Origin of the sequence: Micromonospora sp. NPDC049662 (genome assembly GCF_040675055.1) — a bacterium.
Classification (GTDB): Bacteria; Actinomycetota; Actinomycetes; order Mycobacteriales; family Micromonosporaceae; genus Micromonospora.
Window position 1 is genome coordinate 13,563 of record NZ_JBFAOC010000013.1, and the last position, 22,266, is coordinate 35,828.

At 73.7% G+C, this 22,266-nt stretch carries 8 protein-coding genes; 1 reads left to right on the forward strand and 7 read right to left on the reverse strand.

From position 1 onward, the window contains the following. Positions 1-16 precede the first annotated feature (16 nt). From AB0J36_RS12900 to AB0J36_RS12915, 4 genes are read right to left on the reverse strand one after another with little or no spacing between them, the layout of a single operon-like run. Positions 17-1,777: a tryptophan 7-halogenase gene (locus tag AB0J36_RS12900; protein ID WP_357125224.1), complete on the reverse strand. Its 1,761-nt coding sequence runs from the start codon at positions 1,775-1,777 to the stop codon at positions 17-19. Positions 1,778-1,800: 23 nt separating this feature from the next. Beyond that, positions 1,801-3,540 (reverse strand): NAD(P)/FAD-dependent oxidoreductase, encoded by a 1,740-nt coding sequence (locus tag AB0J36_RS12905; RefSeq protein WP_357125221.1) that lies wholly within the window; start codon positions 3,538-3,540, stop codon positions 1,801-1,803. A gap of 5 nt (positions 3,541-3,545) precedes the next feature. Beyond that, entirely contained in the window at positions 3,546-10,223 is a 6,678-nt protein-coding gene (locus AB0J36_RS12910) for a thioester reductase domain-containing protein (protein ID WP_363660517.1), read from the reverse strand. A gap of 1 nt (position 10,224) precedes the next feature. Then, entirely contained in the window at positions 10,225-18,201 is a 7,977-nt protein-coding gene (locus AB0J36_RS12915) for a beta-ketoacyl synthase N-terminal-like domain-containing protein (protein WP_363660518.1), read from the reverse strand. Between the two features lie 155 nt (positions 18,202-18,356). On the opposite strand from AB0J36_RS12915, the gene AB0J36_RS12920 reads away from it, so the two are divergent. Then, on the forward strand, positions 18,357-19,076 hold the full coding sequence (locus AB0J36_RS12920; RefSeq protein ID WP_357125212.1) for an alpha/beta fold hydrolase: 720 nt from the start codon (positions 18,357-18,359) through the stop codon (positions 19,074-19,076). Here AB0J36_RS12920 and AB0J36_RS12925 read toward each other — a convergent pair. From AB0J36_RS12925 to AB0J36_RS12935, 3 genes are read right to left on the reverse strand one after another with little or no spacing between them, the layout of a single operon-like run. Then, positions 19,009-20,001 (reverse strand): phosphatase PAP2 family protein, encoded by a 993-nt coding sequence (locus AB0J36_RS12925; protein ID WP_363660519.1) that lies wholly within the window; start codon positions 19,999-20,001, stop codon positions 19,009-19,011. The two genes, AB0J36_RS12920 and AB0J36_RS12925, sit on opposite strands and share 68 nt — an antisense overlap. Before the next feature lie 20 nt (positions 20,002-20,021). After that, complete coding sequence (locus tag AB0J36_RS12930) at positions 20,022-20,951, reverse strand: phytanoyl-CoA dioxygenase family protein (protein WP_357125204.1); 930 nt, start codon at positions 20,949-20,951, stop codon at positions 20,022-20,024. A gap of 10 nt (positions 20,952-20,961) precedes the next feature. Then, the gene (locus AB0J36_RS12935; RefSeq protein ID WP_357392595.1) at positions 20,962-22,266 is read right to left on the reverse strand and encodes a beta-ketoacyl-[acyl-carrier-protein] synthase family protein; all 1,305 of its coding nucleotides are present in this window, start codon (positions 22,264-22,266) and stop codon (positions 20,962-20,964) included.

Sequence of the window (22,266 nt, forward strand, 5' to 3'; positions counted from 1 at the left end):
ACTCCAATTCCTCGGGTTACTTCGGCTCGGGGACGCGCAGCCGGGAGCCGAGCACCGGCCAGCCAGCGAGTTTCTGTTTGATCTCCTCGACCGGCTCGAACTCGCCCCGGGCGAAGCGCTTGCGCATGAAGAGGGTCAGACCCTCGTAGGTGAGCTCACCGATCGCCGGCGGCGCGTCCCGCTTCGCCCAGCGCAGGGTGCCGAGCACCTTGGCCGCGGACGCGCCGGTGATCCGAATCGCCGGGTCGGCCAGGCCGAACGCCGGCGGCACGAAGCGCGCGCTGGCGAGCTGGTCGCGGATCTGCTTGGCGACGTCCTTCGGCTCCGCCTCCCCCGCGTCGACGGCGCGCATCATCCGGCTGACACCAGCCAGGAACTCGAGCACCTCGGCGTGGTCCGGGTCGTCGACCTTGGACCGGTCGAACTCGCGCAGCTCCACCCGCCACCACGGCCGTTCCATCCGCCGCAGCACGGCGGGGTCGCGGGTCTTGGAATAGAGCGCGTAGCCCCGGTTGATCTCGAAGGTGGAGAGGATCTGGGTCAGCGCCCACACCCGGAACCAGGCATCCCACAGGTCCCAGTCCCGGAACGCGATGTACGCGTTGTTGACCAGATCGTCGTTGAAGTCGAGCTGACCCTGCTCGAGCTCCTGCACGTACTCGAACCGCTCGACGGCGAAGTCGTCGTCCTTGAGCGCGTCCAGCAGCCGCTGGGTCAGCGCGTTGATGATCTCCATGGTGTTCGACAGGCCACGCGAGAACAGCGCGTCGACGAAGCCCGCCGCGTGCGACATGAGGCACCAGCGATAGCCCACCGTCTTCTTCGGCGAGTACTGCAGGCGGCCCGTGCGCACCCACTCGCGCACCGGGGTGGCGTTGGTGAACTGCTGCGCGATGCCCGGGTACCGGTCGAGGAACTGGCGGAACTCCTCCTCCGGCGAGCAGTCCGGCACCGGGTACCGGCGCGGGTCGAACTGCACGCCGACGCTGCACAGGTCATTGGTGGACCGGGGGTGGTTGTCGAACGGGATCACCCACATCCAGCCGCCCTCGAAGATGTGGTGCAGCGTTCCCTCGTGCCAGCGGGTCGGGTTGCCGTACGTCTCGCGCGGCGCGAAGTCGTCGTACGGCCGCACACCGACCATGTGCGTGAACAGCGAGCGGGAGTGGTGTTCGAGCCGGGTCGGCTCCTCCCGCAGGTCGAACTGCTCGGCCAGCGCCGAACGGAAGCCGCTGGCGTCCACCAGGTAGCGGGCCCGCACGGGCGCGCCGGGGCCGACGTCGAGCGTCACGCCGTCCTCGTCGACCTGCACACCCGCGATGCGCGTCTGCTGCCGGATCACGGCGCCGTACTTCGCCGCGACCGTGAGCATGAAGTTGTCGATGTCCTGCCGGAAGAAGTGGTTCTCGGTGTTCAGGATCTTCGGGATCTGGAACATGTTCGCTTCTTCGGGCCGCTGCTGCTCGCCCGGGCGCTGGTAGACGAAGCCGAAGTTCCTCTTCACCCCGCCGGTGGTGTTGATGTGCGCGTACACCGACTCAAAGGTGCTCAGGTACTTGATCTCCGGCACGCCGTACCGCTCGCTGATCAGCCGCATCGCCATCGACGTGTACGGGATCGTCGACTCGCCGACGGCGAAGCGGGGGTGCGTGCCGGCGTCGATCACCAGCGTGTACGCGCCGTTGGCGGCCAGGCACGCCGCCAGGGTGGAGCCCGCCAGCCCGGAGCCGATCACCACCACGTCGAACATCCCGTTGTGCGCGGCCGCACCTTCCATCATGGACTCCTTATCCATTGGATTCACTTCGGCGTCGGGACGCGGAGTCGCTTGCCGACCACCGGCCAGCGGGCGATGAGGTGCTTGAGTTCCTCGCCAACGGCGAACTCGCCGGGCGAGAAGCGCTTCTTCATGAAGAGCGTCAGGCCCTCGTACGTGAGGTCGCCGACGGCCTTCGGCGCCTTCTTGCGGGCCCAGCGCAGGGTCTTGCCGATCTCGAAGAAGTTGGCGTCGGTCCACTGGTTGTCCGGGTCGGCCAGGCCCCACGCGGGCGGCACGAAGTCCGCCTCACGCAGCAGCCGCAGCAGCTCGGCGGCCGTCTCCCCGGAGTCCGCCCGCCCCTCCTGCACGGCCCGGGTCATGTCGTTGACCTGCTGCAACAGGACCATGACCGCGCCGTACGGCGCGTCCTGCGGGATGACCCGTCCCCGCCACCACGGCCGCTCCAGCGGTGCCAGCACCGCCGGGTCGCGGGTGTCCAGGAAGCGGGCGTACGCCCGGTTCACCTCGAAGGTGGCGATGAACTGTCCGAGTGACCAGATGCGGAACCAGGCGTCCCACAGCCGCCAGTCGCCGAACGACGTGTACGCGTTGGCGACCAGGTCGTCGTTGAAGTCGAGCAGACCCTGCTCGAACTCCTGCATGTACTCGAACCGCTCGACCGAGAAGTCGTCGTCCTCGATCGCGGAGAGCAGCCGGTGCACCAGCGCGTGCATCGTCTCCAGCGAGTTCGACAGCCCCCGGGAGAACAGCGGGTCCAGGAAGCCGGCCGCGTGCGAGGTGAGGCACCAGCGGTAGCCGACCGTCTGCCGCGACGAGTACTGCAGCCGGCCGGTGCGGGTCCAGTCCCGCACCGAGCGGGCTTCGGCGAACTGCGGCTCGATGTCCGGGTACTGCGCGATGAACCGGCGGAACTCCTCCTCCGGGGAGCAGTCCGGCACCGGGTGGATCCGCGGGTCGAGCTGGAGGCCGACGCTGCACAGGTCGTTGGTGCCCCGCAGGTGGTTGTCGAACGGGATCACCCACATCCAGCCGCCACGGAACAGGTGGTGCAGCGTGCCGTCGTGCCAGGGGCTGGGATGCCCGTACCGGGACTTGGGGGCCAGCTCGTCGTACGGCCGGATGCCGACCATGTGGGTGAAGAGCGACCGCGACTGGTGTCGGAACCGGGTCGGCTCCTCGCGCAGGCCGAACTGCTCGGCCAGCACCGAGCGGAAGCCGCTGGCGTCGACCACGAACTTGGCCCGGAAGTGACCGCCGGTGTGCTTCAGCGTCGCACCGTCGTCGTCGATCTCCACGCCGGTGATCCGCACCTGCTGGCGCACGGTGGTGCCGTACTTGGCGGCGACCGTGAGCATCCAGTTGTCGATGTCCTGGCGGTAGAAGTGGCTCTCGGTGTGGGTGACCTTGGGAATCGGGAACATGTGGGTCTCGCGCGGGTCCTGGCGCTCGCCCGGCCGGTGGTAGACGAACCCGAAGTTGCGCTTGACCCCGGACGTCGTGTTGATCTTGGACTGGACGCCCTCGAAGGTGGACAGCCACTTGATCTCGGGAACCCCGTACCGCTCGCTGACCAGCCGCATCATCATCGACGTCGCCGGAATGGTCGACTCGCCGATGGCGAACCGCGGATGGGTCGTGCCGTCGACGATCAGCACTTTCGCGCCGTTGCGGGCCAGGCAGGCGGCCAGCATGGTGCCGGACAGGCCGGACCCGATGATCGCGACGTCGTACTCCGGCGTGCTGCGCGGATGATCAGTCATGTCGTTCAAGCTCCTTCATCAGCCGCTGTGGGAGCGGGCAGGTAGCCGGTCCGCACCATCCAGCGCAGGTAGATGTCGAGTAGGTCGTCGTCCAACGGCGGGCACCGGACGTCGGTGCCCCGCAGTTGTTCCTCGGTGTTGTCGACGCCGTAGTGGACGGCCTCCTCGCCGCCGACCACGAACTCCTGGACCACCGGCATGACCGGGTGCAGTTCGTTCGTGCCCACGGCGTAGGTCGCCTTGAGCGCCTGCCACCACTCCTCGACGGGTACGACCTCGACCGCGAAGCCGTGCCGACGCAGCGCGCGCACCACGTCCGCGAAGAGTGCCTTGTACGGGCTCACCAGGTGGTACGTGCCACCCAGGGCCGGGCCGTACCGGGAGATGTGCACCAGCGCGCTCGCCACGTAGTCGACGGGCGTCATCTCCACCTTGATGTCGATGTCCGGCGCCAACCCGAGCTGCACGCAGCCCTTCATGACCCGGGTGGTGAAGTGGGTGGTCAGGCTCGCGCCGGTGCGGGAGTCGCCCAGCACCCGACCCGGCCGGTAGATGTCGGCCGGCACGCCGCGCGCGCGGGCCAGCTCGACCAGCCGCTCCGCGGCCCACTTGGTCTGCACGTATCCGGTCACCAGTCGACCGGCCGAGGCGATGTCGTCGTCCTCGCCGACGACGTCGCGGCCGGGGGCCGGTAGGCCCCAGATGCCGTACGTCGAGACGTGGTGGACCGCGGTCGGCCGCCCACGCGCGGCCAACCGCAGCACCTCCTCGGTGCCCGTGATGTTGTCCGGTCGGAGCTGCTGGTAGTTGTAGCCGAAATGCACCCGGGCGCCGCAGTGGTAGATGCCGTCCAGCAGGTCGGCGAGTTCGTCGAACCGCTCGGCGGACAGGCCCAACCCGGGTCGGGCCAGGTCACCGGGCAGCACCGTGATCCGATCGACGGCGGTGGCCGGCAGGGGGAGGTAGCGCTCCATGTTGTCCAGCAGCCGCCGCAGGCCGGCCCCCTCGTCGGCGCACCGCACCAGGCACCACACCCGGGCCGTGGTCGATTCGAGCAGGGTGTGCAGCAGGTAGCCGCCCACGAAGCCGGTCGCGCCGGTCAGCAGAACGTGCCGGGGATCGCGCACCCGGGCCGGCGGATCACCGACCACCCGGATGTCCGGCGCGAGGGTCACCTCGCCGGCGATCCACGCCGGGTCACTGGCCGGGTCATCCGCCAGGTCTCCGCCGCCCTGGTCACCGGCGGGCGGCACGGCGTCGTCAGCGGACCCGTCGCCGGACCGGTCGGCCAGCAGCCCGGCGAACAGGTCGGCCCACTGTGCCGGGGTGGCGAGGGTGAGCAGATCACCGGCGCGCACGGTGAGGCCGAGATCCCGCCGGCAACGCCGGACGGCGTCCATGACCATGAGCGAGTCCATGCCGCTGGCCAGCACGTCGCTCTCCTCGTCGAGCGCCCCCGAACCGGCGCCCAGGACGTCCGTCGCCAACTCGACCGCGTACGCGCCGAGCGTGGCCCGCACCCGGCGCGGGTCGCCCTCGGCGCGCAGGCCGGCCAGCAGCGGCGCCTCCGCGACATCGTCCGCGGCCGGTTCGTCGGCGGTGATGCCGCGCAGCATCGGCCGCTCCGTGCGGGCCTGCATGACCGGCTTGAACACCGACCAGTCCACCGCGCACACCACCCGCTGCGTGGCGTCGCCGGCCGCGAGCGCCGTCAGGATCCGGATGCTCTGCTCGGCCGGCAACGGCCGCAAGCCGGTGGCCTTCAGGAACGCCATCACCTCGTCGCCGAAGAGAGCGGACGGCAGGTCCCACGGGCCCCACGCGACGGACAGGGCCGGCAGGCCGGCGGCCTCGCGGTGCCCCGCCAGCGCGTCGAGGAACGCGTTGCCGGCCGCGTAGCTGGCCAGGTGCTGCGAGCCCCAGGTCGCGGCGATCGACGAGAAGCCGATGAAGAAATCCAGCTCCGCGCCGCGCGTGAGCTGGTGCAGCAGCCAGCCGCCGATCACCTTCGGTCGCCACACCCGCCGGTACGCGGCGTCGGTGGCAGTACGGGCGAACTCGGGCTCCGACACGCCGGCCGCGTGGACGACACCGCGCAGCGGCTGGGCGCCGTTCTCCAGCGCGGCGAACACGGCGGTCATCGCCGCCTCGTCGACCACGTCGGCGGCGACCACGTCGACGGTGGTCCCCAGCCGCTCCAGCCGCCGCACCGCGTCGATCCGCCGCGCGGCCTCCCCGGTCGCGTCGGCCCAACCGTCCCGCTCGGGCAACGCGGTGCGGGCGAGCAGCACCAGGCGGCCGGCGCCGGCGCGGGCCAGCCATTCCGCGACGGTCAGGCCGATCCCGCCGAACGCCCCGGTGATCAGGTACGTGGCCTCGCCGTGGACCGGCGGCCGACGGCGCAGCGCCTCGGCTGGCAGTGGGGGCGCGGGGGTCAGGCGCAGCGCGTACCGACGGTCCGCGCGCAGCGCCTGCTGGTCGTCGTAGCCGTCCTGTGCGTCGGCCGGGCCGACGCCGGACGGGTCGCCGGGGACCAACCCACCCGTGGTCAGCGCGGCCAGCAGCAGAAGGTCCTCGCCGGGTCGGCGCCGCGGGTCCAGGTCGATCGCCCCGCCCCACCGGTCCGGGTGCTCCAGCGCCAGCACCCGGCCCAGGCCCCACAACGTGCCGGCGACCGGGGCGGCCGCGTCCGGGACGGCGGTCTCCGTGCTCACCCGCAGAGCGGCGCGGGTGACGAGGCTGAGCCGGGCGTCGGCGCTCGCCGGGTCGTCGAGCATCGCGCGCAGGAGGGCGAGGGTCGTCAGGTCCGCGCGCCCGGCGTACTCCTGAAGGCTCGCGGCGTCGCAGTCCTTGGACCCCGGCGCGTCGAGCCCGGTCAGGACCACCGCGAGCCGGGGACGACCCGGGCCGGCGGACCAGGTGGCGACCAGCTCCCGGACGGCGTCCGGGTCAGGCCGGCAGTCCGACCCCTGGCCCACCACCGGCGGCGCCGCCACCGTCACGGCGGCGTCGCGCTCCCGCAGCAGCGCGGCCAGCCCGGTCACCAACGCGGCATCCGGACCCGTCGGGTCGGCCACCAGCAGGTAGCTCTGTCCGGCCAGGTCGGCCGGCGGCTGCGGGGACGGCCCGGGCAGGGGCACCCAGGTCTGCTCGTAGAGCAGGTCGGCCGGGACCTCCCAACGGGCCGGCGCGGGCACCGGCGCGACGGTCACGTCCTGCGCGTACCCGATCGGGACGCCCCCGGCGTCGAGCAGGTCGACGGCCCCGGTCAGCACGTCGCCGACCGCGCGCACGGACCCGACGCGGACCCGCACCGCCCGTACGCCGCCCGGGGGCAGGACGTCACTCGACGTCGCGGCCGTGCCACCGAGCGCGCCGCAGCCGGCCAGCGTCGAGCCGTTCTCCGACTCCGCCCCGCCCGCCACCGTGACCGCGACCCGCGCGGCGTCGAGCAGCTCGTGCCAGCCCGCGCCGGCCGGCACCGGGATCTCCGGCGCGGTCTCGACGTCGTTGTCCCCGTCGGGGTACGGGCGGTCGGCCGGCCACCGGCGCCGCAGCACCCCGCTGGCGTGGCGGATCCACGGCGCGGCCAGCGCCTCCCGGGCCGCGGTGGCCCCGACCAGCTCCCAGTCGGCCGAGCCGTCGTCCCGCGCCGTGACCGTGAGCCGCAGGTGACCCCGCTCGCCGGTCGGGACCGACGTGTGGACGCTCAGATCCTCGGCGCACCGCCACCCGCCACCGAGGCAGTCCGTGGCGGCCCGGACCGCCACGTCCAGCACCGCGCCGAGACCCGGCGACTCACCGGCCAGCGCCTCGGGCGTCACCTCGTACGCCGGCACGGGTCCGGGCAGGCGGCGGCCGACGCCCGGGATGTCGCCGGCCACGGCGGCGGCCCCGGTCTCCTCGGCGGCGGCCGCGACCGGCGCGGCGACCGGCCCGACCTCGCGGAACCAGTAGTGGGCGCCGCGCCACGGTGTCGTCGGCAGCGGTACCGCGCGTACGTCCTCGCCCGCGTGGAAGGCCCGCCAGTCCGGACGTGCGCCCCGCAGGCTCACGCTGCCGACCGCGCCGAGCACCTCACGCAGGTCCTCGCCGCCCCGCCGCAGGGTGGGCACGAACGCGCACTCCGGCTCGCCGGCGAGGGAGCGGGCCGCGAGGGCCGTCAGCACGGGCGCGGGCCCGAGCTCCACGAAGGTGCGCATGCCCGCGTCGTGCAACGCGCGCACCCCGTCGCGGAAGCGGACCGCGCCGGCCGCGTGCCGCAGCCAGTAGTCCGGGCCCAGGTCGTCGTCGCCGAACAGCCGACCGGTGACGTTGGACGCCAACGGAATGCGCGGCGGGCGGAACGACAGCCCGGCCAGCACCGACCGGAACGGCTCCAGCATGGGTCGGATCAGCGGCGAGTGGAACGCGTGCGACACGGCCAGCCGCCGGGTGCGGACGCCGTCGGTCGCCAGCCGCTCCAGGACGGTGGCCAGATGCGCGGCGTGACCCGAGATCGTGACGTCGCCCGGCCCGTTGACCGCGGCGACCGCGACCGTGCCCGCGTACCCGTCGATCGCCGCGACGGCGACCTCCTCCGCGCAGCCTGCGGCGGCCATCGCGCCGCCCGCCGGCAGCTCCGCCATCAACCGCGCCCGCGCGGCCACCAGCGTCGCGGCGGCGGGCAGGTCCAGCACACCGGCGACGCAGGCGGCGACCAGCTCGCCGACGCTGTGGCCGGCCACCGCGGACGGTCGCAGGCCCCAGGAGAGCCACATCTGGGCCAGGGCGTACTCGACCGCGAACAGCGCCGGCTGCGTGTACCGGGTGTCGTCGAGCGGCGTCGGACCGTCGGCCCACAGCACGTCCGCCAACCGGCGGGGCAGCTCGCTGTCGAAGAGCGCCGCGGCCTCCTCGAACGCGGCGCGGAAGGCGGCGTTCCCCAGCAGCCCGCGGGCCATGCCCGGGTACTGGGCGCCCTGGCCGGTGAACAGCCAGGCGACCTTGCGATCGCGGCGGCGGGGCAGCGCGGCGACCGTCAGCCCGCGCGGGTGGCGGCCCTGCGCGTACGCCGACAGGACGTCCGCCAGCTCGTCGGTGTCGGCGGCGGTGACCGCGAGGCCGTGCGTCTGGACCGCGCGGCCGACGTGCGTCGTGTAGCAGGCGTCGCCGAGGGACACCGCGTGCGGACCGCGTAGCCACCGGGCGTGCCGGTCGGCCAGCTCACGCAGCGCCTCCTCGGTACGCGCGGAGGCCAGGAACAACCCGTACGGCGGTTGGGCACCAGCCCGAGCGGCACCGGCCGGCGGCGCCGCCAGCACCACGTGCGCGTTCGTCCCGCTCGCCCCGAAGCTGCTCACCCCGCCGGTGCGCGGGTGGCCCCGATCCGGCCACGGCGTACAGGTCACGGGCACCCGCACGTGCAAGGCGGACCAGTCCAGGTTCGGGTTGGGCTCGTTCAGGTGCAGGTGCGGTGGGATCTCGCCGTTCGACATGGCGAGCACGACCTTGAACAGGCCGGCCATGCCGGCGGCCGGCTCCAGGTGCCCGATGTTCGTCTTCACCGAGCCCACCAGCAGCGGGTCGTCGGGTCGGCGGTGCCGACCGATGACGGCTTCCAGCGAACGCAGCTCGATGGGATCGCCCAGCGAGGTGCCCGTCCCGTGCGCCTCGACGTAGTCCACGCCGTCCGGCCCGACGCCGGCCTGGCTCATGGCCGCGCCGACCACGTCCTGCTGCGCGAGCGGATTCGGCACGGTGAGGCCGCTGGAGCGACCGTCGTGGTTGACCGCCGAGCCACGGACGACCGCGACGATCGGGTCGTTGTCGGCCAGCGCGGCGGACAGCCGCTTGAGCACCACGACACCGGCGCCCTCCCCGCGGGCGTAGCCGTCCGCCGACGCGTCGAAGGTCTTGCACCGCCCGTCGGCGGAGAGCCCGCGGAACTTGCTCATCATCACGAAGCCGTACGGGGACAGCAGCAGGTTCACCCCGCCGGCCAACGCCAGGTCGCACTCCCGCAGCCGCAGCGCCTGGCACGCCTCGTGCAGCGCGACCAGCGACGACGAGCAGGAGGTGTCGACGACCTTGCTCGGCCCCCGCAGTCCGAGCAGGTACGAGATGCGGCCGGCCAGGAAGCTGGGCTCGCCGGTGAGCTGGTAGAAGTCGACGTCGTCGATGTCGCCGACGCTCTGCCGGGCGCGTACGTAGTCGGTCGTGCTCAGACCGAAGTAGACGCCGGTGCGCGAGCCGTCGAGCCGGTCGGGCGCGTAGCCGGCGCGCTCCAGCCCTTCCCAGCAGATCTCCAGCGCGATGCGGTGCTGCGGGTCCATGCCCAGCGCCTCGCGCGGGGAGATCCCGAACGCCTCCGGCTCGAACCGGTCGACCTGGTCGAGGAAGGCGCCCCGGATCGTGTACGCCTTGCCCGGCGCCTCCGGGTCCGGGTCGTGGTACGCGCCGGCGTCGGCGCGCTCCGCCGGGAACTCCGAGGTCGTGTCCACCCCGTTGCGCAGCAGCGTCCAGAACTCCTCCGGCGAGTGCGCGCCGCCGGGGAACCGGCAGGCCATCCCGACGATGGCGATCGGTTCGTCCAACCAACCGTCCCGACTGTCGGCAAGGCGGCGGCGCAGGTCCTCGATGGTGCGCAGCGCGTCGGCCATGAGCCGGCGGCTGTCCGGTGTACGGGAAGCGGTCGTCGACATCTCAGCCCCCCTCCGCGAGCGCGGCCGACAGCCGCGCGATCAGCTCGTCCTCGGACATCGCCGCCAGGTCGTCGTCGGCGTCGTCGGGCCCGCCGGTCGCCGTGGTGGCCGGCGTGGTGGCCGGCGCGCTCGACCGGTCCACAGCGGCGGCCGGATCGAGCAGCGTCAGCAGGTGGTCGGTGAGGGCCGCCGCGTTGGGAAACTCGAACGTGAGCGTCGCCGGCAGGTCCACCCCCAGCGCGCGCTCCAACCAGCCGCGCAGGCTCAGCGACATCACCGAGTCCATGCCGAGGTCGAAGAAGCCCTGGTGGGCCAGCACGTCCACCCCGGACGCCTCGCCCAGCACCTCGGCCACCGCGTCGAGCACCGCCTCCAACAGGCGCTCGGCCCGTTGCTCGGCCGGCAGCGCCAGCACGACGGCGGCCAGCGGCGCGACCGGCGGCCCGTCCTCCTGCGATCGGCCGTCGCCCGCCACGGATTCGACGCCCACCTCGGCCAGGAACGCGCGGTCGGCCCGCTCCCGGCACACCCGCGCGTACCGGGGCGCGTCCACGTCCGCCACCGTGACCTGGGTCAGGCCCGCCCGGAGCGCCACCTCGAAGGCCTCGCCCAGCTCCGCGCCGGCCAGCGGCCGCAGGCCGCTGTCGACCATCACCATCCGGTCCCGGCGGGACAGCTCGGCCGGGTCGTCGACGGGCATGAACCGCACCACCTGGACGGGTAGACCGGCCTGCTCTCGCGCCGTGGTCACCGCGTCGACCGCGCCCTCGGCGGCGGCCCGCGCGGCCATCCCGGTGGCCCCCCAGACCGCGGCCGCCGCGCCGGTCACGCAGAACAGCGGCGGCGCGAGGTCCCGGGTCGCCAGGTCCAGCCGGTGTACGACCTCAGCCCAGCGCACGGCCGACGACACCGCGCCCTCGTCGAGGGTGTCGAGCGGGGCGGCCGGCGCGGGCTTCCCGACCAGCAGCACGCCACCGAGCGGGGCGCCCAACGCGTCCGGCGTCAGGTCGGCCGCGAGATCCGCCGCGCGGTCTGCCGCCGATCGTTCGTCCGCCCCACGGTCCGCCCTCGTGAGGTCGATCCGTCGCACCTCCACGCCGGCCGCTGTCAGCTCGGCGAGCCGTACGTGCCCCGGGGACGCACCGTCGGACGGCGTGACGTCGGACGGGGTGGCGTCGAGCGGGGTGGCTTCACCGACGATCAGCCGACGCAGGCCACGGCGTACGAGCACGTCCACGAACGGTCGGCTGGCCGGGTGCAGCGCGTCGGTCACCAGATACCAGGCGTCCGGATCACAGTCGAACTCGGGCAGCGCGGTCGGCAGCGGGTCCGCCGTGGACAACCGTCCGGCGTACCAGGCTCCTTCGCGCAGGAGCAACTCGTCCTCGACCGGCTCGGTCGCGGGCCCGCGCGGCGCCGTCAGCGCACCGGCGAGCCCGGCAGCGTCGCCGGGAGTCCAGCCGGGGTCCTGCTGGCCCGGCTCGCCGCCGACCTGACGCGGCGCGGTGCCGAGCAGGCGCGGGTCGACGTCGACCAGACCGCCCCACCCGGGCGCGGCCTCCATGGCGAGCACCCGCCCGGCCGCCCACACCGCCGCCTGCGCCGGGTCCGCCTCGCCGGCACCGGTCGGCTGGTACGCCCCGGCGGTGACGACGCGCAACCGCCCGGACGGCACGTCGAGTCCGGCGCGAAGCTGACGGGCTGCCCGCACGACACCCGCTACCAGGACCTCGACCGGCACACTGCCGGGTGCGGCCGCCGCGACCAGCACGATCCCGTGGTCCGGCGGAACATCGGCCCACGGCGGCAGGTCGCCCTCCCCCACGCCGGCGGTCGGCCTACCGCCCCGGTCGTCGTCGGGGCCCGCGCCGGCGGACGGTGGCCGCCAGGTCACCTCGACGCCGGCGAGCCGCAGACCATCGACCACCCGCTGACCCGCCTCGACGGACGCGCCCGTGAGCGGGACGACGAGCCACCGCCCGGCCGCCGCCTCCGGGGCGGGGGGCAGGACGCGACGCCACCGGACGGTGAACGTACGCGCGGCGCAGCGGTCCCGGACATCGTCGGGCAGGGTGGTGCCGGAGGGCGCCGGAGTGGTCGGGACAGCCGGCGTCGTGGTCACGGAGGCCGACCGCTGGGCGACGGCCGCCGAACCGGTCGCCGGGTCCGACGTATCCGCCCAGTGCCGGCGTCGCTGCCACGGGTAGCGCGGCAGCACCGCCCGGTACGGGCGGCGGCCGAACAGCCTCTCCCAGTGGATGCCGACACCGACCACGTGGAGCTGGGCGATGACGTCGAGGAATCCCTCCGGACGGCCCAGGTCCGCACCGACCGCCAGGAGGCTCGCCTCCCCACCCGCGGCGACAGCCGCGGCGTCCGACCCGCCGTCGACCGCGAGCCACACCCGCTCCCCCGCCGCCGCGAGCGACGCGGCCAGCGCGTCCCAGCCCGACGCCGGTGACCGGGCGGGCACCGGGTGCGGACCGGACACCGGACCGCCCGCCGAGGCCAGCCACAGCACGGGCGTCGAGGAGGTGTCGGTGGGTGCCGCCACGGTGACGGTCGTGCCGTCGAGCGCCGCGCCGATCGCCCGCGCCCGGTCGAGCGCACCCGCCGCGCACGCCGCTGCCAACTCACCGACGCCACGTCCGACGACCGCGTCGGGCCGTACCCCGTATGCCTCCCAGACGGCGGTGAGAGCGAGTTGGACGGCCAGCACGGCGGCCGGCTCGCCCCGATCCGCGTCGCCGGCGGTAAGCGCCGTACGCAGCGCGCCGCTGTCGTCGAGCGCGTCCAACGTGGCCCGGAATGCGGGCTCGTCGCGATCGAGGGCACGCCAGTCGACCGGCGCGCGGTCCCCGTACACGAGGACCAGGCGCTCGGACTCGTCGGACACCGCGCCCTGGTGCGCGCCGTCGCCACCGGACAGCCCGGCGGCGAGGTCGGCGATCCCGCGACCGACCACCGCCAGCCGGTGCTCCAGGTGAGCGCGCCGGGTCGCCGCTGCGTGGCAGATGTCGGCGATGTCCGCGCCGCCCTGCGCGGACAGCACGTCCGCGAAGCTCTCCCGGGCGGCGGCCAGGGCGCCGTCCCCGGCGGCCGACAGAACCAGGAGGTGAGCCCGGCCGGAAATGATCGCGCCGGCCCTGGCGGACGCGGCGACGCCCGGTGTCCGGTGCCCGTTCGGCGACGCCGGGGTGGCCGGCCCGCTGAGCACCACGTGGGCGTTGGTCCCGGTGAATCCGAACGCGCTCACCCCGGCGACCCGGGGTCGCCCGCCGGTGGCCGGCCACGCCGTCGTGGACGTGGTGATCCGGACCGGCAGCCGCGCCCAGTCCACCTGGGAGGTGGGACGGGTGACGTGCAGGTGCGCGGGCAGCTCGCCGTGTCGCAGCGCCAGCGCGGTCTTGATCAGCCCGGCGATACCAGCGGCCGCCTCCAGGTGGCCGATGTTGGTCTTGACGGACCCGACCAGCAGCGGCCGGTCCGGCTGCCGCCCGCCGCCGAGCGCACGCGCGATGGCCCGCAGTTCCACGGCGTCCCCGAGTACCGTGCCGGTGCCGTGCGCCTCCAGGTAGTCCACGTCCGACGCGGCGACACCACCGGCGGCGAGCGCCGTGCGGATCAGCTCCTCCTGCGCCTCGCCGCCGGGCACGGTCAGGCCGCCGCTCGCGCCGTTGTGGTTGACCGCGCTGCCACGGATCACGGCGTAGACCCGGTCGCCGTCGCGCTCGGCCTGCGCGAGTGTCTTGAGCACCACCACCCCGGCACCCTCACCGCGCCCGTAGCCATCGGCGCTGGCGTCGAAGGTCTTGCAGCGACCGTCGGGCGACAGCGCGCCCGCAGCCGACATCGCCAGGTGCACGGTGGGCCTCACCATCACGTTCACCCCGCCGGCGAGCGCGACGTCGGCCTCCCCGGCGCGCAGGCTCTGCACGGCCAGGTGCACCGCGACCAGCGACGACGAGCAGGCCGTGTCGATCGCCAGACTGGGGCCGCGAACGTCCAGGAAGTACGACAACCGGCCGGCCGTGCCGCTGAAGGAGTTGCCCGTGCCGTAGTAGAGGTCGACGTCCCGGGCCCGCCGGGTGAGCAGTTGCTGGTAGTCGGTGGTGTTCATGCCGACGAAGACGCCGACCCGGGCGGATCGCCGGTGCTCCCGCGTGACCCCGGCGTCCTCGAGCGCTTCCCAGGCCACCTCCAGGAAGAGGCGCTGCTGCGGGTCCATGGCCCGGGCCTCCCGGGCCGAGATCCGGAAGAACGCGTTGTCGAACAGGTCGACCCGGTCCAGGAAACCACCACGGCGGGTGACCACGGTGCCGGGGGCGCCGGGACCGGCGCCGAGCAGCGCCTCGGCGTCCCACCGGTCCGCCGGCACGTCGCCGGTGGCGTCGACCCCGTCGGACAGCAGCCGCCAGAACTGCTCGGGACCGTCGGCCCGCGGCAGCCGGCAACCGATGCCCACGATGGCCACCGGCTCGGCCGGCCCGCGTACGACCGACGCGACCGGAACAGCCGCCGCCGCGGCGATCGGCGGTGACGCAGCCTGGCGGGGCGGCTCAACCGGGCGCGCCGGCTCTGTTGACTCGGCGGGAGGCGGCGGCCCGGCCGGGAGTGCCTCGGCGACAAGGTGGTCGGTGAGAGCGTCGATGGTCGGGTGCTCGATGCCGACGGCAGCCCCGAGGACAGCGCCCAGCTCGCGTTCGAGCCGGCTGACGAGCGCGACCAGGGCTAGCGAGTCCATGCCCAGCTCAAAGAAGCCGCGCCCGCGCGCCAGACGGCGGCCGGGCTCGTAGCCGAGGGCCTCGGCGACGGCATCGTTGACCAGGGCGGCGATCCGCTCCCGCTCCACCGGGGTGCGAGCGCGGGCGCCGGCCCCGTTGGTGCCGTCACGGCCGCCGATGCCGCTCCCGCCACCGCCGACACCCGCGCCCGCGGCATCCGTACCGCCGGCAGTCGCGCCGTTGGCAGTCGCGCCGTTGGCAGTCGCGCCGTTGGCCGTCGCGCCGCCGACACCGCCCCCGCCGGCGACACCGTTGACGGTCGTACCGCCGACACCGGCGCCGTTGGCGGCCGCACCGGTGCCGCGTCGCTCGCCGACACCCTCGCCACCCCGGCCACCGGCACCGTTGGGCGCGGCGGTCGTCGGCACACCGACACCGGCCAACGTCTGCACGACGGTGCCGTCCGGCGCGATGAGGCGCACCTCGGCCCGCAGCTCGCCCAGCGCCACGCCGGCGACGCCGTGCGCGGAGCCGACGGGATCCGTCCCCACCGCCTGCGGTGCGGGCAGGGCGACGGACTCGGGGGTCGGCAGCCAGTACCGCTCCTCGGAGAGCCGGACCGGCGGCAGCGGCCGGTACCGCCGACCCTCGCCGTACACCGCTGCCCAGTCCACCGCGACACCGGCGGTGTACGCCTCGGCGAGGGCTCGGGTCAGGGTCTCCACCGGCGGTCGGCCCCGCGCCAGGCTGCCGATCGCCGCGCCACGACGGGAGCGGGCCACGAGTGACGCCGCCAGCGGCCCGGTCAGGACCGGATGCGGACCCAGCTCCACGAAGACCGCCGGCCGCCGGGACAGCAGCCGGTCGATCGCCGGCCAGAACAGCACGGGCTCGCGCACGTTGCGGCCCCAGTAGGCCGGCCCGAACTCCGGTACGACGCCGCTCGGGTCGACGCTGGACAGCATCGGCACACGCGGCTCGGCCGGTGTCAGGCCGTCGAGCCGGCGCTCCAACTCGTCGCCGTACGCCGCGACCGCCGGACTGTGGAACGCGTAGTCGCCGGCCAGCGGCACGCACCGCACCCCGGCGGCGGTCAGGTCGGCCAGCAGCCGGTCCACGGCGACCGTCGGGCCGGCGACCACGACCGAGCGAGGCCCGTTGACCGCGGCGATCACCACCTCGGCGTACCGGCCGATGGTGGCGGTGACCTCGTCGGCGGAGAGCGCGATGGCGGCCATCCGTCCGCTGCCGGACGCCGGCTGCAACAGCTCTCCCCGCAGCACGATGACCCGCAGCGCGTCTTCCAGCGGCAGCGCGCCGGCCGCGCAGGCCGCGGCGACCTCCCCCATGCTGTGGCCGACGACCGAGTCCGGCGGAACACCCCACCGGGCCCAGAGCCGGGAGAGCCCGATCTGGATCGCGAAGATCGCCGGTTGGGCGAACCGGGTCTCGGACAACCGGCTGCCGGTGCGGCGACCCAGCTCCTCCAGCAGCGACCATCCGGCGATCCGCCGGGTCAACGCGTCGCATTCGTCGAGCGTGGCGCGCATCGTCGGGTCGGCGCGGTAGAGGTCGAGACCCATGCCGGGGTACTGCGAGCCCTGGCCGGAGAACACCTGCACCACGTACGCCGGACCGTCGTGCAGCAGTTCGCCGCTGACCGCGTTGGCGGACCTCTCGCCGGCCTGGTGACCGGCCAACGCGCCGCGCAGGTCGGCGGCGCTCGCGCCGGTCAGAGCGAGCCGGTGCGTGTGGTGGCTACGCCGGGCACCGGTGCTGAACAACAGGTCGCCGAGCTGGTCGGGCTCCGCCGTCGCGGGGTCGTCGAGCAGTGCCGCGTGCCGGGTGACCTGGTCGGCCAGCGCCGACCCGGAGGGGCCGGACAGCACCAGCACCGGCCACGACACGGGCGCCGGCGGCTGCGCGGCGCGCTCCTTTGGGGGCGCGGCGAGCACGACGTGCACGTTGCTGCCGGACAGACCGAACGCGCTGACGCCGGTGAGGCGATGGGGTGCGTGGGGCAACACCGTGCGGGTGGTGGGGACCGCCAACCCGGAACCGGACCAGCCGAACCGTGGCGTCGGCTGCGCCAGCTTGATCTGCGGCGGCACCACCCCGCTACGCGCGACCAGCAGGCCCTTGAGCAGGCCGAGGATGCCGGCGGCGGAGTCGAGGTGGCCGAAGTTGGCCTTGTGCGAGCCGACGAGCAGCGGGCGCTCCGGCGCACGTTCGGGACCGAAGACCGCTGCCAACGCGCTGAGCTCGATCGGGTCACCCAGCGGCGTGCCGGTGCTGTGCGCCTCGACGTACTCGATGTCGGCGGGCGACACGTCGGCGTCGCGGAGCGCGTTGCGCAGCAACTGCTCCTGGGCCAGGGCGTTGGGCGCGGTCAGGCCGGCGCTGCGGCCGTCGTGGTTCGTCGCGCTTCCCTTGATCACGCCCCAGATCTGGTCGCCGTCGGCGACGGCGTCCGCGTACCTCTTGAGGACGACGACCGCGCCGCCCTCGCCGCGCACCACGCCGTCGGCGTCCGCGTCGAACGGGCGGCAGAGCCCCTGCGGTGACAGCGCCTGGATACGTCGCATGTAGAGGGTCAGCTCCGGACCGACCATCAGGTTGACCCCACCGGCCAGCGCGGTGTCGCAGTCGCCCGCCGCCAGGGCACGCGCGGCGAGGTGCACCGCCAGCAGCGACGACGCGCAGGCGGCGGTCAGGGTCATGCACGGCCCGTTCAGACCGAACGTGTACGCGACCCGGCCTGACCCGAAGCTGAATTCCTTGCCGCTGGCGTAGTGCGCCCCCACGTGGTCGACGCCGAGGGTGCGGGCGTGCAGGACGGCGTAGTCCATCGCCAGGATGCCGAAGTAGACCCCGGTGTCGCTGCCCGCCCAGGCTGACAGCGGCACACCGCTGTGCTCCATGGCACGCCAGGCGAGCGTCAGCAGGAGCCGCTGCTGCGGGTCCATCTCGCGCGCCTCGTGGGGTGAGACGCCGAAGAACTCGGCGTCGAACAGGTCGATGTCGGGCAGGAACCCGCCGGTGCCGACCGTGTCGAGCGAGGCGGCGCCGGGTCGCCCGGCCGGGACGGGGCCGGTGACGTCACGCCCCTCGTCCAGGACGCGCCACAGCGAGTCGAGGTCGTCCACTCCGCCGGGGAACCGGCAACCGACGCCTACCACCGCGATGTCAGTGGCACCTGCCCTGGCGGCTGAGCGACGGTCGCGGCGCATCCCCACGGCACCCCCCACGCGCATCCGTTCGGTGAACTGTAGCGGCCATTCCCCGCCTGATGATTTCCCTGTACGTTGAAGTACATCGGACGAGAAGCGAGATGTCAATGCTGATAGATCACGTCCTGGTTGCCGAAGAAGCACGGGATAACGGGCGTTCAGGTCCACCGTCGTTGACGGTGTTCGGCTTCCCGGCCGCCGGTGGTTCAGCGTCGCATTTCACCAGGTGGAGGCGGTGGCTGCCGGCCGGAGTGGTCGTCGAGCCGGTGGAGCTGCCGGGCCACGGCACCCGCCGACAGGAACCGGCGATCGACGACTGGCCCCGGCTGGTGACCGCCGCGTGCGACGCGGTGCGCGACCGCCTGTCGGGTCCGTACGCCCTGGCCGGGCAGAGCTTCGGCGCGCTGCTGGCGTACGAGGTGGCGGCGACGCTGGCGCACACCGGCCCGGGCCCCGAGCTGGTGATCGTCGCGGGACGCAACGGGCCCGCCGCCGGTCTCGCCCACCGCCCTCTGCACGCGTTGGACGACGACCGGCTGATCGAGTCGCTGGGACGTCTCGGCGGCACCCCGGCCGAGGTCCTCGCCGAACCGGCGCTGATACGGCTCGCCCTGCCGGTGCTGCGGACCGACCTGCGGCTGGCGGAGACCTACGCCCGCCCACCCCGGACGGCGTTGGGGTGTCCGATCGCCGCCCTGGTGGGCCGCCACGATCGGATGGCCGACGCGGCGGGCGCGCTGGCCTGGCAGCAGGAGACGGCGGAACGCTTCGACCTGACCGTCGTGGACGGCGGGCACTTCATCCTCGACCACCCGCAGGTCGTCGACGCCGTTACGGCGCGGATGACCGAGCTGCTTCGGCGGGTGGGTCGATCCGGGGCCGGTACCACCAGCGGTTGACCCGCCCGGCCACCAGCACGGCCAGCACCGCGAGAACTGTCCCGGCCAGCAGGTCGACGGCGTAGTGCTTGCGTAGGTACAACGTGGACAGCAGCAGCCCCAGGCCGATCGGCAGGTACCACCAGAACAGGCGACGGGCGTCGCGCCACAGATACACCATCAGCACCACCGTCATGGCGGTGTGCAGGCTGGGAAAGAGATCCCGCGCCGGACCCTGGACGGCGGTGATGGCGTCCAGCGCGCCGCCGATCGATCCCTCGTGACCGGGGAGCGGGTCGGCGTAGACGTCGGTCTGGTAGATGTGCGGACCCACCCCCGGCACCAGCACGTAGCCGGAGTAGCCGACCACCGCGGTGATGGAGATCGCGAGCGCGAAGTCGTGGTACTCGCGCACATGGCCCCGCACGTACGAAAAGATGGCGTACGCCCCCTGGGAGAGGCCGTAGCTCAGGTAGCAGATCGCCATGAACAGCGTCAACGCGGGTGAGCCGAGGGTGTCGTTGAGCCAACGGCTGACGTCGCCGCCGAAGACCGCGCGGTCGAACTCGATCAACGCGGGATCGACGAGCGGAAAGTCCAGCTCCGGGGTGATGTCGCGCAGACTTGAGTAGATCACCAGGCAGGACAGGAACGGCACCGCCGTCCGGGCGACCCCGCCGACGAACCTGGCCACCCTCGCCGGGCCGCCCACCCGCGCGTCGAGCACCGCCGGCCCCGACGCGGCGGCGCGGCGGCGCCGGGACAGCGCGAACCCGGCGATCAGCGCGCCGACCAGCACGGTCGACGCGGCGATCATCGCCCAGGAGACCGCGCCGGTGACGAGGGCGAGCGCGGCGACGAGGGTGAGGGCCACCGCGAAGAGGCACTCCTCCGGCCACAGCAGCGGATCGCGCCGGCTGTCGCCCCGGTCCCGTGCGACTGCCACGGGCCGGGGCGTGCCAACGGTCATGCCGTCTCGCTCTGCGGGTTCGAGGAGCGCCAGAGAACCGGGCAGAACTGCGGGTCGCTGTAGTCGGGCAGACCCGCCTCGTCACGGCGTACCAGGGAATCGTGGTTGTAGACGACGAGGTCGCCGTCGGAGCGGTGGAACCGCCGGTAGCGGTTGTCGCCGTCCTGCAGGTGCAGAGAGATGGCGCGCCGGGCGCGCGGACTCCGGTTGGCCCCACTGCCGTGGTACGTACGGCAGTGGTGGAAGCTCATGTGGCCCTTGGGGATGTGCATCGGGATCTTGTTGACCTGCGCGCCGTTGTACTCGGCGTTGTTGACGAGCAGATCCTCCAGCTCGGAACGGTCGCGCTCGGCGAAGTGCCGCGTGGTCTTGTCGTCGCCCCCGACCTCCTTCCAGGTGTGGCTGCCGTCGACCATCGTGATCGTGCCCATCTCCTCGGTGCACTCGTGCATCGGGATGAAGGCGGTCAGCATCCGCTCGGAGGTGCAGGTCTGCCAGTAGTGACGGTCGAAGTGCCAGGGCACGATGTTGGTCGGCTCGCCGGGGCTCGGCGGCTTGAGGATCAAGGTGCTCTGGAACACCCGGATCTCGGCCGCCTCCGCCAGCCGCGCCGCGACCGCGCCGATGATCGGCTTGCGCAGGATCGCGGCGACCTCGTCGCTCTCGTAGTGCACGTAGTCGTTGTGTCGCTGCACGTCGCCGTGTTCCGGCTCCCAGTAGGCCAGCTTCGCCGGCCGCCGGGGCAACCGCCGGTCGCGGTGACCCGCGTAGAACCGCTCGGTGGCCTCGACGAGCGTGTCCACCTCGTCGTCGGTGAGCAGCTTCTGGCTGAGGTACCAGCCCCGCTCGGCGTACGACCGGACGTCCTCGTCGGTGGGCAGCGCGGCCCGCTCCTCGTCGGTCAGCGTGAATTCCGTCGTTGTCATCGCGCTCCTCTCATCGTTGATCCGTGGTGGTGACCGCCGCCGCCGGGTCCGCCTCCCGGACCCGCGCCGTGGAGGGCGGACCGAACATCAGGCTGACGTTGTGTCCGCCGAACGCGAAGGAGTTGGACAGGACCGCGCGGGGCCGGACCGGACGCGCCTGACCCCGCACGTGGTCGAGGTCGCAGGCCGGGTCCGGATCGTCCAGGTTGTTGGTCGGCGGCAGCATCCCGTAGGTGACCGCCAGGGCCGTCGCCGCCGCCTCGACGGCTCCGGCGCTGCCCAGCAGGTGCCCGGTCACGCCCTTGGTGGAGCTGACCGCCGGGGCGTGCGTACCGAATGCGCTGTGGACGGCGCGGGTCTCGGCCAGGTCGCCCCGTTTGGTGCTCGTGCCGTGGGCGTTGATGTAGTCGACGTCGGTGGGCGCGACGCCGGCGTCGGCGACCGCCCGGCGCATGCTCTGCGCGGCGCCGGCGCCGTCCGCCCGCGGCGACGTGGGGTGGAAGGCGTCGGTGGTGGCGCCCCACCCGATGATGTCGGCGTAGCCGGCAACCCCGCGCGCGTCCGCGTGCTCGGCGCGCTCGACGACCAGGATCCCGGCGCCCTCGCCGAGCACGAAGCCGTTGCGTCGCCGGTCGAACGGGCGGCTCGCCTGCGTCGGGTCGGACCAGCCGGTGGCGAGCGCCCGCGCGTTGGCGAAACCGGCGGTGCCGGTCGGCCCGAGCGGTGACTCCGCCCCACCGCACACGACCACGTCCGCGTCGCCGGACCGGATGAGTCGCAGCGCCTCCGCCACGGCGTGCGCGCTGGCCGCGCAGGCGGTCGCGATGCACGAGCTGTAGCCCTGGATGCCGTACCTGATGGCAATGCGCGCGGCGGCCATGTTGGGGAGGAAACCCGGATAGAGGTACGCGCTCACGGCGGTGCGGCCGCGCTCCTCGCGGGCCTTGGCCTGCGCCTCGTAGGTGGTGAGGCCACCCGCGCCACTGGAGACGACCACGGCGACCCGCAGTGGGTCGACGTCGCGGCCGACCTCCAGGCCGGCGTCACGCATCGCGTCGTCGGCGGCGGCCAGACCCATGATCAGGAACCGGTCGGCGGCCAGCACCTCGTTGGGCGGCAACACGGTGGTGGGGTCGATGTCCGGGGCGATCCCGACCACCTCCGTGGCGGCGGCCGCGCCGTGCCCCTCGGGCGGGCGCACCAGCCCGGAGCGCCCGTTGCAGATCGCCGCGAAGAAGTCCGTTACCCCCCGCCCGACGGGCGTCACCAGCCCCATACCGGTGATGGTGGCCGAGGGTCGGGTCGATCCGGTCAT